Annotated in this window: 11 protein-coding genes and 1 pseudogene; 3 read left to right on the plus strand and 9 right to left on the minus strand. The window is 73.6% G+C overall.

Translation table 11 applies throughout. From position 1 onward, the window contains the following. Window positions 1–76 precede the first annotated feature (76 nt). Together ACFC0B_RS18165 and ACFC0B_RS18170 are read left to right on the plus strand one after the other, a co-directional pair. Window positions 77–1,369, plus strand: a complete 1,293-nt coding sequence (locus tag ACFC0B_RS18165) for an SPFH domain-containing protein (protein WP_376086811.1) — start codon at window positions 77–79, stop codon at window positions 1,367–1,369. After that, window positions 1,366–2,346: a C40 family peptidase gene (locus ACFC0B_RS18170; RefSeq protein WP_376086812.1), complete on the plus strand. Its 981-nt coding sequence runs from the start codon at window positions 1,366–1,368 to the stop codon at window positions 2,344–2,346. The genes ACFC0B_RS18165 and ACFC0B_RS18170 overlap by 4 nt, the downstream gene beginning before the upstream one ends. Before the next feature lie 76 nt (window positions 2,347–2,422). Here ACFC0B_RS18170 and ACFC0B_RS18175 read toward each other — a convergent pair whose 3' ends face one another. Further along, window positions 2,423–3,388 (minus strand): aldo/keto reductase, encoded by a 966-nt coding sequence (locus tag ACFC0B_RS18175; RefSeq protein ID WP_376086813.1) that lies wholly within the window; start codon window positions 3,386–3,388, stop codon window positions 2,423–2,425. A 127-nt stretch (window positions 3,389–3,515) separates the two neighbouring features. Here ACFC0B_RS18175 and ACFC0B_RS18180 point away from each other — a divergent pair, with 127 nt between their 5' ends. Then, window positions 3,516–3,716 (plus strand): hypothetical protein, encoded by a 201-nt coding sequence (locus tag ACFC0B_RS18180; protein ID WP_376086814.1) that lies wholly within the window; start codon window positions 3,516–3,518, stop codon window positions 3,714–3,716. 57 nt (window positions 3,717–3,773) lie between these two features. On the opposite strand, the gene ACFC0B_RS18185 is transcribed toward ACFC0B_RS18180, so the two are convergent. The 8 genes and pseudogenes from ACFC0B_RS18185 to ACFC0B_RS18220 form a co-directional block, all read right to left on the minus strand. Beyond that, a complete protein-coding gene (locus ACFC0B_RS18185; protein WP_376086815.1) occupies window positions 3,774–4,874 on the minus strand; it encodes an endo alpha-1,4 polygalactosaminidase in 1,101 nt (366 codons plus the stop codon). Window positions 4,875–4,896: 22 nt separating this feature from the next. Then, window positions 4,897–5,607, minus strand: a complete 711-nt coding sequence (locus ACFC0B_RS18190) for a spherulation-specific family 4 protein (RefSeq protein ID WP_376086816.1) — start codon at window positions 5,605–5,607, stop codon at window positions 4,897–4,899. Further along, the gene (locus ACFC0B_RS18195; protein ID WP_376086817.1) at window positions 5,604–6,509 is read right to left on the minus strand and encodes an NAD-dependent epimerase/dehydratase family protein; all 906 of its coding nucleotides are present in this window, start codon (window positions 6,507–6,509) and stop codon (window positions 5,604–5,606) included. Before ACFC0B_RS18195 ends, ACFC0B_RS18190 begins: the two co-directional genes overlap by 4 nt. A 158-nt stretch (window positions 6,510–6,667) precedes the next feature. Continuing rightward, window positions 6,668–7,375 (minus strand): annotated as a pseudogene (locus tag ACFC0B_RS18200) (NDP-sugar synthase); the annotation flags it as partial. A gap of 71 nt (window positions 7,376–7,446) precedes the next feature. Next, complete coding sequence (locus ACFC0B_RS18205; protein WP_376086818.1) at window positions 7,447–8,439, minus strand: SDR family NAD(P)-dependent oxidoreductase; 993 nt, start codon at window positions 8,437–8,439, stop codon at window positions 7,447–7,449. Window positions 8,440–8,588: 149 nt separating this feature from the next. Continuing rightward, the gene (locus tag ACFC0B_RS18210) at window positions 8,589–10,103 is read right to left on the minus strand and encodes a hypothetical protein (protein WP_376086819.1); all 1,515 of its coding nucleotides are present in this window, start codon (window positions 10,101–10,103) and stop codon (window positions 8,589–8,591) included. A gap of 150 nt (window positions 10,104–10,253) precedes the next feature. Then, the gene (gene pelF, locus ACFC0B_RS18215; RefSeq protein ID WP_376086820.1) at window positions 10,254–11,762 is read right to left on the minus strand and encodes a GT4 family glycosyltransferase PelF; all 1,509 of its coding nucleotides are present in this window, start codon (window positions 11,760–11,762) and stop codon (window positions 10,254–10,256) included. Between the two features lie 104 nt (window positions 11,763–11,866). After that, the gene (locus tag ACFC0B_RS18220; RefSeq protein ID WP_376086821.1) at window positions 11,867–14,254 is read right to left on the minus strand and encodes a hypothetical protein; all 2,388 of its coding nucleotides are present in this window, start codon (window positions 14,252–14,254) and stop codon (window positions 11,867–11,869) included. Between the last annotated feature and the right edge of the window lie 205 nt (window positions 14,255–14,459).

Below are 14,459 nucleotides of genomic sequence, written 5' to 3' on the forward strand. Positions count from 1 at the left end.
ACTTAGCCTGGCTCTGGCACTGCCCGTCAGATCCGGGCCGCCCGTTGCGCGACACACTGAACCTGAGGATCCGTGCATGGACGTCACCCGCGATTCTTCGCAGCGACCCGACCACCTGCCCAAGGCGTTCCCTCCGGCACTGCCGGAACGTTCCGCCTCCGGCTCCAGCCCGCTGGCCAGGGCGGCGAGGACGCCCAGACCCGCCAAGCCGGTCGACAGCGGCCCGGCCACCACCCCGATCGCGGTGGTCCCCGGGCCGGCCGTCGGCACGCCCGTCGACCTGCGCGATCCGCTGGAGACGGCGGACCCGATGCCGTCGGTGACCGCGAGCCTCCCGTCGTTGGACGAGGCGGACACCTCCCCGGCCGCGGCGGCGACCACCGTCACCTCACGCCGCCCCCCGCGCGCCGACCAGGCGCTCCGCGAGCACACCGCCTCCGGTCTGCCCGGCTGGGTCGCCCTGCTCGGACTGCTGATCGGCACGGCCGCCGTCCTGCTGGTGCTGGTGCGCGACGGCGCCGTCCCCCACTGGGACGTGCTGCCCGACCTGCGCTCGGAGGCCGCCAGGGCCAGCGGCCGGGCCGAGGTGACCGCCCGTTCGGTGGCCGCCGTGGCCGCCGCCGGGATGCTCGTCGTCCTCTCGCTCGCGGGCCTGCTGGCCAACGCGGGCGGCGAGACCCGGGTGCTCACCCGCTGGGGCCGCTACCGGGGCACCGTCCGCCGCACCGGCCTGGTCTGGGTCAACCCGCTGCTGCGCCGTCGCCGGGTGGACGTCCGGCTGCGGCACTGGCGCAGCGAGCCGGTCAAGGTGGTCGACCGCACCGGGACGCCGATCGTCGTGCGGCTGCTGATCGTCTGGCGGGTCAAGGACACCGCCCGCGCGACCCTGGCGATCGAGGACCACGAGAGCTACCTGCGGGAGCAGGTCCAGGCGGTGCTCACCCGGACCGCCTCCACCCTGCCCTGCGACAGCAACGCGGCGCCCGGGCCCGCGCTGCGCGACGGCCAGTGGTTCGCGGACGAGCTGACCCGGGCGCTGGCCGCCGAGGTCGCGCCGGCCGGCCTGGAGGTCTACTCGGCGCAGCCGCTGGCGCTGGACTACGCGCCGGAGGTGGCCGAGTCGATGCGCCGCCGCCGGCTGGCCGACCTGGACGCGGGCCTGCGCACGGTGCTGGTGGACGACGCGGTCGAGGCGGCGGCGCTGGCCGTGCGCCGACTGGAGCGGGCCACCGCGCACGAGCTGGACGAAGCCGCCCGGAGCGCGCTGATGGAGCAGTTGCTGGTCGCCTTCGTCGCCCCGGCCGGAGTGGCCGCCTCGGTACCGTCCCCGGCCGCCCGGGCCGGGCGGAAGGAAGGACGACCGGCATGAGGATAGCCACCGGCACGGACGCCGTCGCGGCGTTCGCGGACGTGGACGCGGACGACGCGGCGCTGATCGGCTTCGAGGAGAGCCTCGGCAGCGTCCCGGCGATCACGGGCTGCGCCTGCCCGAACTGCGCCGCCCGGCCGCGCACCGCCCGCCCGGCGGAGCCGTCCGGCGGGGGCCGAATACACCGGGCGGTGCGAAATACCTGCCTGGCCACCACGGTGCTGGCCGGCGCCGGCGTGGTCGGACTGACCGCGGGCGCCGGGGCCGCGCACGCCGCGCCGGGCAAGCAGGGCTGGGACGGTTCGAAGTACTGGTTCAAGAACGGCAGCGGTGAGTGGCGCTACACCAGCCACTACAGCGTCTACACGAGCGCCGTGGGGGGCGGCGGCTCCGGCTCCTCCACCGCGCAGCAGGCCGTCTCCAACGGCTCGGCCTCCTCCGGCGGGATGCGGGAGGGCTGGGACGGTTCGAAGTACTGGTTCAAGAACGGCAGCGGTGAGTGGCGCTACACCAGCCACTACGACGTCTACCTGGCCCGCACCGGCCAGTCCGGCGGCGGCTCGGGGGCGTCGGCCGGCACCTCGGCGCCCGCCCAGCCCGAGACGCGGTCTGCCGGCCGTCTGGAGTCGGCGATCGAGTACGCGCTCGCGCAGCAGGGCAAGCCGTACGTGTGGGGCGGCAACGGTCCCTCCGGCTACGACTGCTCGGGGCTGGTGCAGCAGGCCTACCGACGGGCGGGGATCAGCCTGCCGCGGGTGGCCGACGACCAGTACGCGGCGACCACGCCGATCACGGCGGGGCAGCTGCGCCGCGGCGACCTGCTGTTCTGGTCGGACAGCGGTCGGGCCTCGGGCATCCACCACGTGGGGATCTACCTGGGCGGCGGCAAGTTCGTCGAGGCGCCCCGGCCCGGGAAGACGGTCCGGGTGTCGGTGATCAGCAGCGGTTTCTACCCGACCCACTTCGGCCGCCCGTAGGGGCCCGGCGCGCGAGCGCGCGAAGGGGCGCGCCGTCCACGACCGGTGGACGGCGCGCCCCTTCCGGGTGACGGACTCAGGCGGAGGCTTCGTCCAGCAGGGTGGTCTGCGCCGGGGTGAGCTCCAGCGCGGCGGCGGCCAGCAGCGGCGGGAGCTGGCCGACGGTGCGGGCGCTGGCGATCGGTGCGGCGACCGTCGGCCGGGCGGTGAGCCAGGCCAGGGCGACGGTGGCGGGCTCGACGTCGTGCTCGGCGGCCACGGTGTCGAGTGCCTCCAGCACCTTGGGGCCGCGCGGGTCGTCCAGGTAGCGGGCGGCGCCCTCGGCGCGGGCGCTGGCCACCTCGGCGCCGCCCGGGCGGTACTTGCCGGTGAGGAAGCCGGAGGCCAGCGCGTAGTACGGCACGGTGGCGAGGCCGTGCGCGGCGACCACGTCGGCGAGCGGGCCCTCGAAGGTGCCGCGGGAGACCAGGTTGTAGTGCGGCTGGACGGCGGTGTAGCCGGTCAGGCCCTCGCGCTCGGCGAAGGCGAGCGCCTCGGCGAGCCGGTCGGCGCCGATGTTGGAGGCGGCGACGGCGCGCACCTTGCCCTCGCGCACCAGCGCGTCCAGGGCGGTGACGAACTCCTCCACCGGGGTGTCGTCGTCCTGGTGGGTGTAGTAGAGGTCGATGTGGTCGACGCCGAGGCGGCGCAGCGAGCCCTCGGCGGAGGCCTTGATGGTGGTCGCGGCCAGCCCGCGGGCCTCGGGGTGGAGGCCGACCTTGGTGGCGACGACGACGGAGTCGCGGTTGCCGCGGCTGCGCAGCCACTTCCCGATGATGGCCTCCGACTCGCCGCCGGTATTGCCCGGCACCCAGGAGGAGTAGGTGTCGGCGGTGTCGACGAAGTTGCCGCCGGCCGCGGCGTAGGCGTCGAGGACGGCGAAGGACTCGGCCTCGTCGGCGGTCCAGCCGAAGACGTTGCCGCCGAGGGAGAGTGGGAACACCGAGAGCTCGGAGTGGCCGAGCTGCACGTAACGGGGGGCGTCGCTGCGGGAATCGGTCATGGTCCGAGTCAACCCGATCGGCCGGGTGGTCATTCCGTGAACGAGGCGGACTTCACACGCCCTTCGCACGTCCGCAGCGCGGAGACCGGGTGTCGGGGCGGTCCGCGGATTCGTTAGAGTCCGTGCCATGGCTGACAACGAGTACGACCCCGCCGGCAGCACCCAGATGTTCCGGGCCTTCGTCGAGGAGACCCCGGCACCCCAGGCGCCGGGCTCCTCCGTCAACACCTACGGCGGCAACAGCGGTGGCCGTACCGGCAAGATCGCGGTGATCGCCGTGGTCGCCCTCGTGGTGCTGGGTGCCGTCGTCTGGCTGGCCGTCAAGTAGCTCCCGGGGTGGAATGCCTGGCGGTCCGGCGGCCCGCGGGTGCCGGACCCTGCCTCTTCAGCAGGGCTTCCGCCAGGCGTCCAGCTCAAGCTTCTTCTGCATCGAGCTGAAGCCCAACGCCTTGGTACGGGTGCAGAACTTCTCGGTGCCCAGTTTGTACTCGACGTGGAAGACCGCCTTGCCCGCCTGGATGAAGGGGGAGAGGCGGGCGCACTCGTCGAACTGCGCGCACTCCTCGTTCACGGCGAAGTCGAAGTCGTTCAGCAGCGCCGGGACCTGCTCCAGGTCGTTCTTCAGGCCGATCGCCAGGCCGCGCTCGTGGGCGAGTGCCGCGAGCATCCGGTTGTAGCGGAGCTGGTCTTCGGCGGTCAGCGGGAAGCCGCTGTTCTGGTTGTAGGCCTCGATGGTGTCGGGTTCGACGGCGTCGAAGCCCTTCTGCCGGCACATGTCGAAGCGGGCGGCCATGAGGGGCCTCAGCTGGTCGATCTTGCGGATGTCGAACCACTTCTCGCCCTTCCAGCCGTTGCCCGAGCCCTGGAGGGCCTGGGCGAAGGCGGCGGAGTCGGGGCGGAAGTCCTCCCAGGAGCCGGCGTTGATGTAGCAGATCACCTTGCGGCCCTTGGCGTGCAGGGCGGCGACCACGGAGGCGTCGGTCTCGAAGCCGTCGATGTCGTAGACGGGGACGTCCACGGACTGGTCGACGCTGCCGCCGAGTTGCCACTGCCAGGCGAGGCCGGGGGCGGGCTGCCAGCGGGCCCCGGCGCCGCCGGGCGTGCCGGGGGTGCCCGGAGTGCCGGGCGTGCCGGGGGAGTTGGGGGTTCCCGGGGTTCCCGGGGTGCCAGGAGCAGCAGGGGTGCCCGGGGTGCCGGACGGGGCCGGAGGGCGGCCCGGGGCGGTCGGTGAGCCCGGGCCGTCGGGCGAGGTCGGGGTGCCCGGGGTGGCCGGTGTTCCCGGGGTGCTCGGCGTGTCCGGGGTGGCCGGCGCGGTCGGAGCTCCCGGGACGGGGGCGGCGGTGGCCGCCGGGGGCGGGGCCGCGGTGGCGTCGGCCGAGGCGTCGTCCTCGTTGTCCGAGCCGGAGCTGCTGCACGACGTCGCCAGCATCGCGGTGGCGGTGGCGAGGGCGAGGGCGGCCCACAGGGGCCGGGTACGGCGGGTCACGGTGCACGGACTCCGGATCGGGTCAGATGGGTTCGGGTTCGGCGAGCGGCCGGTCGGCGGTCAGCTGGTGCGGCAGGGTGCTCCAGGGGTTCTCCCCGGCTCCCGGCACCGCGCAGCCGACCCCGGCCCGTCGGGCGGCGATCAACGCGGTGGCCTCCCCGGCCCGTTCGGCGGGGACGTCGTAGACCAGGTGGCAGAACCGGGCGGCGGCGTGCCGTCCGGTCCACAGCGGCAGGGCCAGCGCCTGGTACGCCGTCCAGTCGCCCTCGAAGGTGACCAGCAGGTCGGCCAGGCCGACTTCGGCGTACCCGGGGTCCGGGTGGTCGCCGTGGCCGAACACCACGGTGGCGCAGCCGGCGGCCCGGGCCGCGGTGGCCAGGCGCCGGTAGTGCGGCAGCGCGCCGGGCACGGCGGACACCTGGTCGAGGTAGACGCCGGAGATGCCGTGGCGCTGACGGTAAGTCAGGATGTCGTTCACCACGGCGGCGTGCGGCCGCCGGCCGTAGTCGGTGTCGGCGTAGCCGAGCAGCGGAAGGCCGGCCTTGCGGAGTTTCTCGGCGGCCTCGGTGAAGACGTGGTCGGGCTCGCCCGGACCGTCGGCGAGGTTGAGCACGACGGCGGCGACGCGCTTCGGGTCGGCGGCGGCGACCGCCTGCCAGGCCGCCGGGTCCACCGCGGGGTGGACGTAGAGCGGCACCAGCAGGCGGCCGTCGGGGTGGTGGCCCCCGGTCATGCGGCGACCAGCGGTTCGGTGGACAGCCAGAGGTCGCGCAGCGTCTCGTCGAGTCCGGTCGCCGGGTGCCAGCCGAGCGTCCGGGCGGCGGCCGACACGTCGGCCTGCTGCCAGGAGACCGCCGCGGACCGCTCCGAACCGGCGCCGCTCTCGTCGATCCGGCCGGCGAAGCCGGCCGCCGCGACCAGACCGTCGGCGATCGCCCGGACCGGCCGGGCCTGCCCGGAGGCCAGGTTGAGCACCCGGGGCAGCGGGCCCCGGGCGGTGACGGCGAGCGCGACCGCGCGGGCGACGTCCCGGGCGTCGACGAAGTCGCGGTGGGCCGAGAGGTCCCCGACCCGCACCACTCCGTCGGCGCCCTCGGGCACGGCCCGGCGCAGCTCGGCGGCGAGCCGGCCGGGCAGCGAGCCGGCCGGTGCGCCGGGGCCGACCGGGTTGAACACCCGCAGCACCACGGCGTCCAGCGGGGAGCCGGCCACCGCGAGGGAGCCGGCCAGCTTGGTGGCGCCGTAGACACCGACCGGGCGGGCGTCGGCGTCCTCGGCGAGCGAGCTGCCGGGGGCGCAGACGCCGTACTCGCCGGCCGAGCCGATGTGCACCAGCCGGGCCGCCGGGGCGCCCCGGCCGAGCGCCTCGGCGAGCACGGCCGGACCGCGGGCGTTGACCTCGGCGAGGGTGACGGCGCTGCCGGAGACGGCGCCGGCGAAGTTCACCACCGCGTCCGGGGCGAGCGCGGCCAGGTCCTCGCCGAGCGGGCCGGCCTGGGCGGCGGCCAGGTCGAGCCGCAGGTCGTGGTCGGCCCGCCGCCCGGCGGTCAGCACGGTGGCACCGGGCAGGGCCCGCAGGGCGGCGGCGGCGTGCCGGCCGAGGAAGCCGTCGGCGCCGAGCAGCAGGATCCTCACGCGGCCCGTCCGTCGTTCTCGGGGCCGGCCGGGACGGTGGCCGTCTGCTGCCCGTCGGCGGCCTCCGGGGCGGTTCTGGCGGCGGGGATCGGCAGTCCCTGCCCGTTCGGTACGGCGTAGAGGCCCTCGCCGGCGGCCGGGGCGGTGCCGGCCGGCTCGCCCGGGAGCAGCAGCGAGCGGTTGAGCGCGAACTCGGCGTTGGCGCGGTCGTAGTCGTCCGGGCGGCCGATGTCCAGCCAGTAGCCGTCGAACTCGTAGGCGGACGGCGGTGTCTGGGCGGCCAGCAGGTCCAGGACCAGCTCGTCGAAGCCGAGCGGCAGGCCCGGGGTGTAGCGGGCGAGCGCGGCGCGGGAGACGCCGTAGACGCCCATCGAGACCCGGTAGTCGATGCTCGGCTTCTCCTGGAAGCCCGTGATCGACCCGCCCTCGGAGGTCAGCACACCGAAGTCGATCTTCACCTGGCGGGCGTAGGTCGCGATGGTGAGCGGGGCCCCGGACCCCTCGTGGTGCTTGAGCACCCCGGCGAAGTCCAGGTCGGTGAGGACGTCGCCGTTCATCACCAGGAAGTTGTCCGGCAGCCGGTCCTGCAGGTTGAGCAGCGGGCCGAGGGTGCCGAGCGGGCTGTCCTCGACCGCGTAGCCGACCCGCAGCCCCCACTGGGAGCCGTTGCCGACGTAGGCGCGGATGATGTGGCCGAGGTGGCCGATGGCCAGGGTGACGGTCTGGAAGCCCGCGGCGGCGAGCTGGCGCATCACGATCTCCAGGATCGCGTGCTGGTCGCCGATCGGGACGAGTGGCTTGGGAAGCGCGGTGGTGTACGGGCGGAGGCGTACGCCCTTACCGCCGGCCAGGATCACTGCGTGCATGTGGTTCCCCCACGGAAGTCGGTTCGACAAGGGGCCTTCGGTGCCGGGAGCGGACGGAAGGCGGAGCCGGGTCAGACGTTGTAGATGTCGGTCTTGTAGCGGGCCAGGTTCGCCGGGTCGCGGAAGAACTCGATGGTCTGCTCCAGACCCTCCTCCAGCGAGTACGCCGGGGCCCAGCCGGTGGCGGTGCGCAGCCGGGTGGCGTCCGCGACCAGGCGCATGACCTCGGAGTTGGTCGGCCGGATGCGCTGCTCGTCCTCCTTGACGGTGACGTCCACGCCCATCAGCTTGCCGACCAGCGAGACCAGGTCGCCGACCGAGATCTCGCCGCCGGTGCCGGCGTTGAAGGTCCGGCCGACCACGGTCTCCGCGGGGGCGGTGCCGACCGTGCGGAACGCCAGCGCGGTGTCCTTGACGAACATGAAGTCGCGGGTCGGGCGCAGGTCGCCGAGGGTGATCTCGGTCTCGCCGGCGGCGAGCTGGGCGATCACGGTCGGGATGACGGCGCGCATCGACTGGCGCGGGCCGAAGGTGTTGAACGGGCGCAGGGTGACGACCGGGGTCTCGAAGCTGGCGTGGTAGCTGTCGGCCAGCCGGTCCCCGCCGGCCTTGGAGGCGGCGTACGGGGACTGGGTGTTGATCGGGTGGTCCTCGCTGATCGGCACGGTCTGCGCGGTGCCGTACGTCTCGCTGGTCGAGGTGTGCACCAGGCGCGGGATCTCCAGGTGGCGCACGGCCTCCAGGACGTTCAGGGTGCCGGTGACGTTGGTGTCGACGTACGAGTGCGGGGCGCGGTAGGAGTACGGGATCGCGATCAGGGCGGCCAGGTGGTAGACCGCCTCGGTGCCCTTGACCAGGCCGTTGACCGAGCCGGGGTCGCGGACGTCGCCGAGGACGATCTCGACGGAGTCCAGCACCTCCTTCGGGAGGGTCTCCAGCCAGCCGAACGACGAGAACGAGTTGTACTGGACCATCGCCCGGACCCGGTGGCCGTCGGCCACCAGGGTCTCGACGAGGTGGGAGCCGATGAAACCCTCGGCTCCGGTGACGGCGACGCTGCTCATGGTGAATCGCTTCCTGTGTCTTCAGGGGACGTGGTGTACGGGCCCGGCCGGGTGGTGCGACGGTGGTGACCCGGCCGGGCGGTACGGGTGGTGCTGTTCCGTCGTGCTGGTTCCGTGGTGCGCTGTTCAGCTGTTCAGCGGTGCCGGTTTCAGCGGTGCTTGGTGGTGCGGCCGAGCACGGGCCCGGCGGTGGCGGTGAGGACGGCCGCCGCGGCCCCGCAGCCGATCAGCTGCAGGACGGTCGGGTCCGCACCGGTCAGCAGTCCGGCGCACTCGGCGCCCGCGGCTGCCAGACAGATGAGGGCGGTGCTCCAGCTGAGCCCGAAGGCGTTCAGCAGCAGCGCCAGCCAGAGCGAGCCGCCGAGCAGCAGCAGCGCGCCGAGCTCCGGGACGCCCAGCGCGGGGGCGCCGGGCCAGAGCACGGTGGCGGCGGCGTCGAGGGCGGCCACGGTGGTGAGGTAGATGAACAGGCAGCCGAGCAGCACGCCGCCGGTGCGGCGGGCGAACTCGACCGGGGTGTGGCTGGTGCGCAGCGCGGCCACCGCCATCGCCCGGTAGCGGAAGAGCAGCCACTCGGCGAGGCCGAGGCTCAGCGTCAGGGCGATCATGGCCGGCCCGGTCGGGCTGGCCGAGGCGCCCTGGGCGCTGCCGGTGCTCACCGCCTGGTGGACGGTGACACCGAGTCCGGCGATCAGGGTCAGGGTGCCGACCGCGAGTCCGAACAGCAGGTGCGGGATCTCCTTGTGCAGCGGCAGCCGCAGCGGGACGGGCTCCGCCTCGGCGCGCCGGCAGCGCAGCAGTTCCCGGGCGGCGAGCCCGACGGCCAGGCCGAGGGAGGCCAGCAGCACCGCGGTGCGGACGGCCTGCGGCACGTCGACGGCGAGCACCACGCCCGCGCCGACCGCCGACGGCGCCAGCGCCAGCAGCAGGAACTTCTCCCGGCCGAGCACCAGCAGCACGGTGGCGGCCGCCAGGTAGACGGACTGCCCGGCGGCGAAGCAGAGCGCGCCCAGCGGTCCGCCGACCACGTAGCCGGCGGTGGCCGCAGTCAGCGCGCCGACCGGGGCCCCGATCGCCAGGCAGGCCGCGGCCGACCGGCGCCGGCCGCGGCCGAGCCAGGCGTAGGCGCGGTGCGCCAGCGCCTGGTTCCACGACCAGCTGACCAGGGTCGCCACGGACAGCGCGAGCATGCCCGAGGGCAGGCCGAAGCGCATCCGGTCGGCGGCGAACAGGTTGGCGCCGAGCAGGTAGCCGAGGCCGGGCAGGGCGAACACCAGGCCGCGCACGACGCACCGCCAGGGGTCGGCCCGCCAGGGGTTGGCGAACTCGGCGCTCGGCCCGGGGTAGCGGCGCTCGACCCGTTCGAACAGCTCCTCGGCGACGGTGAACGCGTCGGGGCGGCCGTACAGCAGACCGGCCTGTTCGTCGGAGAGGCCGTCGGACTCCAGGAAGGCCGCGATCTCGTACGGGTGGACGGCGTCGGCGCAGATGTCCTGCAGCCGCTCGGCGAGTTCGTCCAGCGGGTCGGGGGAGAGGTCGAGCTGGTCCGTCTCCGGCCCGCCGCGCTGCGCGGGCAGCGTCGGGCGGCGCCGCTTCAGCGGCAGGACCCGCAGCTGGACGGTCTCGTCGGCCTCGTTCGGAACGAGGCGCAGCGGCCCGCTCATGCGTCCACCTCGCTGCGCTCGGCGGCCGCTTCGCGGGACGCGCACCTGTTGATGACGAGCTCGCTGCGCTCGCTCATGCCGCCACCTCGCTGCGCTCGGCGGCCGCTTCGCGGGACGCGCACCTGTTGATGATGAGCTCGCTGCGCTCGCTCATGCGGTCACCTCGCTACGCTCCGGGAGGCCCGGATCCTGCTCCCAGTCCGGGTCCGGCGGTCCGTCGGTGACGGCGACCACGCCCTCGGGCAGCCAGCGGGAGGTGCCCAGCAACTCGGTGTAGATGCCGCGGAAGCCGTCGATGTTCTGGCGGAGCGTGAACTGCTCGATCACCCGCAGCCGGGCCTGCTCGCCGAGCCGGGCCCGGCGCTCCGGGTCGCGCAGCAGCTCGATCGCCGCCGCGGCCATCGGCTCGGGCTCGCGCGGCGGGACGACCAGTCCGGTGTCGCCGACCGCCTCGCGCACGCCGCCGACGTCGGTCGAGACGGTGGCGCGGCCGCAGGACATCGCCTCGATCAGGGTGAACGGGAAGCCCTCGCTGATCGAGGAGAGCATCACCACGTTCCCGGCCGCGTACGCGTCGGTGATGTCCGCGACCCGGCCCTCGAAGACCACCGAGTCGGCGGTGCCGAGTTCGGCCGCCAGGGCCTCGCACGTCTCGCGGTAGGCCTCGCCGCCCTTGGGGGTGCCGCCGAACAGCCGCAGCCGGGCGTCGGGTATCTCGCGCCGCACGATCGCGAACGCGCGGATCAGCGTCTCCAGGTCCTTGATCGGGTCGACCCGGCCGGCCCAGCTGAGCGTCGGGGTGTCGGGCTCCGGCCCGGCGGGCGGGAAGGCCGCCGGGTCGACGCCGTTGTACACGGTGCGGATGTGCGTGGAGGGGGTGCCGCCGCGTTCCTCCCAGCGCCGGTTGTACCGGTTGCCGGGGGTGACCAGCGCGGCCCGCCGGTAGCTCTCCTCGGCGAGCATCCGGTAGAAGCCGAGCAGCAGCGCCTTGACCGGCCAGCGGTAGGGGCCGGTGCGGTAGCCGAGGTAGCGCTCGCGCAGATAGATGCCGTGCTCGGTGAGGAGAAACGGTACGCCGAACTGCTGAGCGGCTATCAGCCCCGGAAGGGTGGCCAGTCCGCCGCTCGCCGCATGGGCCACTCCGTCGCGCGGCGGCTCGACCGCGAGCGGACGCAGCGCGTGCTCCAGCAGGTCGGTGGCGTTCAGCGCGTCGTGCATCGTGGGCCGGGAGACGGCGGTCGAGAGGTAGTCGCGGGTCCAGACGTGCTGGAGGGTGCGCAGGGCGCGCTCGCTGCGCAGCGCCGGGCTGAGCAGCCCGCGCCGGGCGAGGTCGGCGAAGCCGTACAGCTCGGTGCCGAAGTGGGTGGTGTAGACCGGGTCCAGGAGGGAGTGCAGGAACCGTTCGTAGGCGTTGAGGAAGCGGCGCATCTCCTTGCCGCGCGGCGCCTTCGCCTCCGAGGCCGGGCCCCACAGCGGGGCGGTGGTGACCGACCGCACATTGGCGGGCAGTTCCCAGGCCAACGGTTCGTGGCCGGTGCCGGTGACGGCGATGATGTCGAAGTCGACGTCCGGCATGCCTTGCACGAGCTGGTCGCACCAGACACTCACACCGCCGTGCTGGTGCGGGTACGTCCCCTCGGTGAGCAGGGTGACGCGCATCTCTGTCCCCCCTCCTGTTCTTGCCTCAAGCTCCCGGCCGAGCAGGCCGGTCGGGTGGTGCCGGTGGCGGCCGCCGCACTGCGGCCGCCACCGGGTTCACCTGTCTAGCGGTTGCCGGGCGAGCCGGCAGTCTTCCTCGCGGGTTCGGCCTTCCCCCCGGAGGCCTTGCCGTGCTGCTGCGGGGTGCCGCCGTGGCCGGCCGCCTTCCCGCCGGTGCTGCTCGCCGTACCCGAAGTCGTACCAGGAGCGGCGTCCTTGCCCGCCACCGGGGCCCCACTACCGGGGACCAGGGTGGGCGCGTCGGTGCGGTCGGTGTCGCCCGGACCGGCGGGGACGGCGTCCGCGGTGCCCTGCGGGACGACCTTGGTGTCGGCCGGCGCCGGGGCCGCGACGGACTTGGCCGCCAGGCTCGGGCTGGTGCCGGCCGGGGCGGCCGGGGTGCCCGCGGCGGGCAGCGTCAGCTGGACGCCGCTCTGCAGCTGGCCGGGCTTGACCCAGCCGGAGACCTCGCCCGCGTAGGCGGTGCCGAAGGCGGTGGTGCCGATGGCGAGCTGCTGGACGGTGCCGGTCGGCATGGTGGCCTGGATCTGGACGCCGGCCGGGGCATGCACGAAGACGGAGTCGCCGGTGCGGTAGGCGGTGACCTGGCCGGAGGCGAGGGCGCTGTTCCAGGCCGCCCGCCGCTGGAACTCCAGGCCGATCTCCTTCTGCGAGAGGTTCACGACCGGGGCGTTGTCGGCGTGCAGCGACCGGTAGGTGGAGAGGATCCTCTCCAGCACCGGGTAGACGATCCGGTCCTCGGACAGGTTCGACTGGTGGATGAAGTGCGGCCGCGGGTCGTTGTTCAGCACGTGGCCGAGGTCGATCCGGGCCTCCAGCGGCACGATGTACGACTGGTAGCCGGTGTTGACGTCCAGCGGGGCCGGCAGGCAGGTGGAGTTGGCGTTGTTCTCGCAGACGCCGCTGCCGCCGTTGGCGACGCTGGTGTAGATCCAGTTGTACTCGTCCGTCTCCTCCTTCGCCGTGGCGGCGTTGTAGAAGATGTTCATCGGGTAGCGCGGCACGGTCAGCGCGGCCCCGACGGCCCGCTGGGCGGGCTCGCGGGAGGCGTCGCTGGCGGTCCACTTGACGCCGTTGGCGGCCAGCGAGGGGGCCAGGTACGGGTTGTCGCTGGTCTCCTGGGGCGCCGTCAGCAGCCCGGAGTGCTCGCCGGTGACCAGCTCGGTCTTGTCGAGCTGCAGGCCCCGCGCGGCGGCCCAGTCGAGGTTGTTCTTGATCTGCGAGGTGATGGTGGCCTGGTCGACCCAGACGGTGCTGCCCGAGGAGGTCTTGGTGCACTTCCACGGGACCACCGAGACGTCCTGGAGGCAGCCCAGGTACGGGTGGGTGTAGGTGTGGTTGATCCACCGGTAGCTGGTCTGGTCGGCGACCATCTGGTCCACCACCGGGTCGGCGGTGGTCTCGTGGTCGGACTTCCAGTCCTCGCTGCCGCCACCGTTGAACACCATGTCCAGGGTGAAGTTGTGGTCCAGCTGCCACTGCTTGGCGTACTGCGCGTCGGCGACCGTCATCCGGATCGGGTTGGCGGTCTCCGGGGTGCCGGGCGGGCAGGTGACGTCGCCGGGGGTGCACTTGAGCACGGTGTCCCAGCGGTCGTCGGCCAGGAAGACGTCGTCGACGTGGGCCGCGAGGTAGTTGCGGTCGTAGCCCAGGTGGACGCCCTGGGTTATCCAGTCGACTATGCCGCGGGCCAGCAGGCGGTACTGCTGCTGGTACTGGTTGTAGACGAAGGTGACGACCAGTTCCTTGCGGCCGGCGTGCTGGTACTCGCCGACCAGCGAGCCCTTGGCGGTGCTGTTCGGGATCGGCACCTCGACCAGCGGGGTGAAGCCGGCGCCGGCCGGGAAGGTGGCCAGCGGGGTGGCCAGGTAGCCGTAGCTCTCCGAGACGGTCGGGTCGTTGTCCTCGAAGGGGACGCCGCCCTTGAGGTAGTCGAACGGTCCGCTCAGGCCGGCCGCGGTGACCTGGCCCTGGAAGCCGTCCAGGGTCCCCATGTAGCCCGGGTTCTGGGCCCAGTTCAGGCCGACGTCGGGGCGGGCGTAGGTGTACGCGTCGACCTGGCGGACGCCGAAGGCGGCCTCGTACGTGGCGATCGCGGCCATCTCCGGGGAGCCGGCCGCGAACGGGTTGTCGTTGGGCAGCACGATGCCCTGGTACTTGCCGCGCGGCTGGCCGTTCAGCGTGTCGCTGAGGAAGGCCGCGTCGATCACCGGGCGGTTGGTGTCGTTGAGGTCGATGAGCTTGTAGGGCGCGCCCTGGCTCTTGAGCTCCGCGGCGATCGCGGCCGTGGCCGGCCCGCCGTCGCTGAGCACCAGGACCGTCAGATCGATCCGGGGCGTGGTGGTGGTGGCGTGCGCGAGGGACGACTGCAGGCCTCCGGCCAGCAGGACGGCTGCCGCGCAGGCGGCGACTCTTCGGGTCGCTCGACCCATGTTGTCTTTCCTCCCCTGGGCAGGGCGCTCCGCTGCCGGCGTCCACCTGCCCTGTAGCTGTTCGCGGGCAGCAGGCTGCCCGGCGCCCATCCTGATGGAACATCCGTGGCAGGAGGGACCGAATGGGCAGGAGTGCAGCGAATCTGTTACCAACGTTCATGGTCAGGCCATGAGGGCGCTGATTGTGGCCGAAACCGTACCGGCT

This window comes from Kitasatospora sp. NPDC056184 (genome assembly GCF_042268405.1).
GTDB lineage: Bacteria > Actinomycetota > Actinomycetes > Streptomycetales > Streptomycetaceae > Kitasatospora.

Bases quoted from the DNA above. Each gene is read 5' to 3' on its own strand.
- ACFC0B_RS18175 (WP_376086813.1), bottom strand. From the start codon at position 3,388: ATGACCGATTCCCGCAGCGACGCCCCCCGTTACGTGCAGCTCGGCCAC.
- ACFC0B_RS18170 (WP_376086812.1), top strand. From the start codon at position 1,366: ATGAGGATAGCCACCGGCACGGACGCCGTCGCGGCGTTCGCGGACGTG.
- ACFC0B_RS18165 (WP_376086811.1), top strand. From the start codon at position 77: ATGGACGTCACCCGCGATTCTTCGCAGCGACCCGACCACCTGCCCAAG.
- ACFC0B_RS18205 (WP_376086818.1), bottom strand. From the start codon at position 8,439: ATGAGCAGCGTCGCCGTCACCGGAGCCGAGGGTTTCATCGGCTCCCAC.
- ACFC0B_RS18210 (WP_376086819.1), bottom strand. From the start codon at position 10,103: ATGAGCGGGCCGCTGCGCCTCGTTCCGAACGAGGCCGACGAGACCGTC.
- ACFC0B_RS18180 (WP_376086814.1), top strand. From the start codon at position 3,516: ATGGCTGACAACGAGTACGACCCCGCCGGCAGCACCCAGATGTTCCGG.
- ACFC0B_RS18190 (WP_376086816.1), bottom strand. From the start codon at position 5,607: ATGACCGGGGGCCACCACCCCGACGGCCGCCTGCTGGTGCCGCTCTAC.
- ACFC0B_RS18220 (WP_376086821.1), bottom strand. From the start codon at position 14,254: ATGGGTCGAGCGACCCGAAGAGTCGCCGCCTGCGCGGCAGCCGTCCTG.
- pelF (WP_376086820.1), bottom strand. From the start codon at position 11,762: ATGCGCGTCACCCTGCTCACCGAGGGGACGTACCCGCACCAGCACGGC.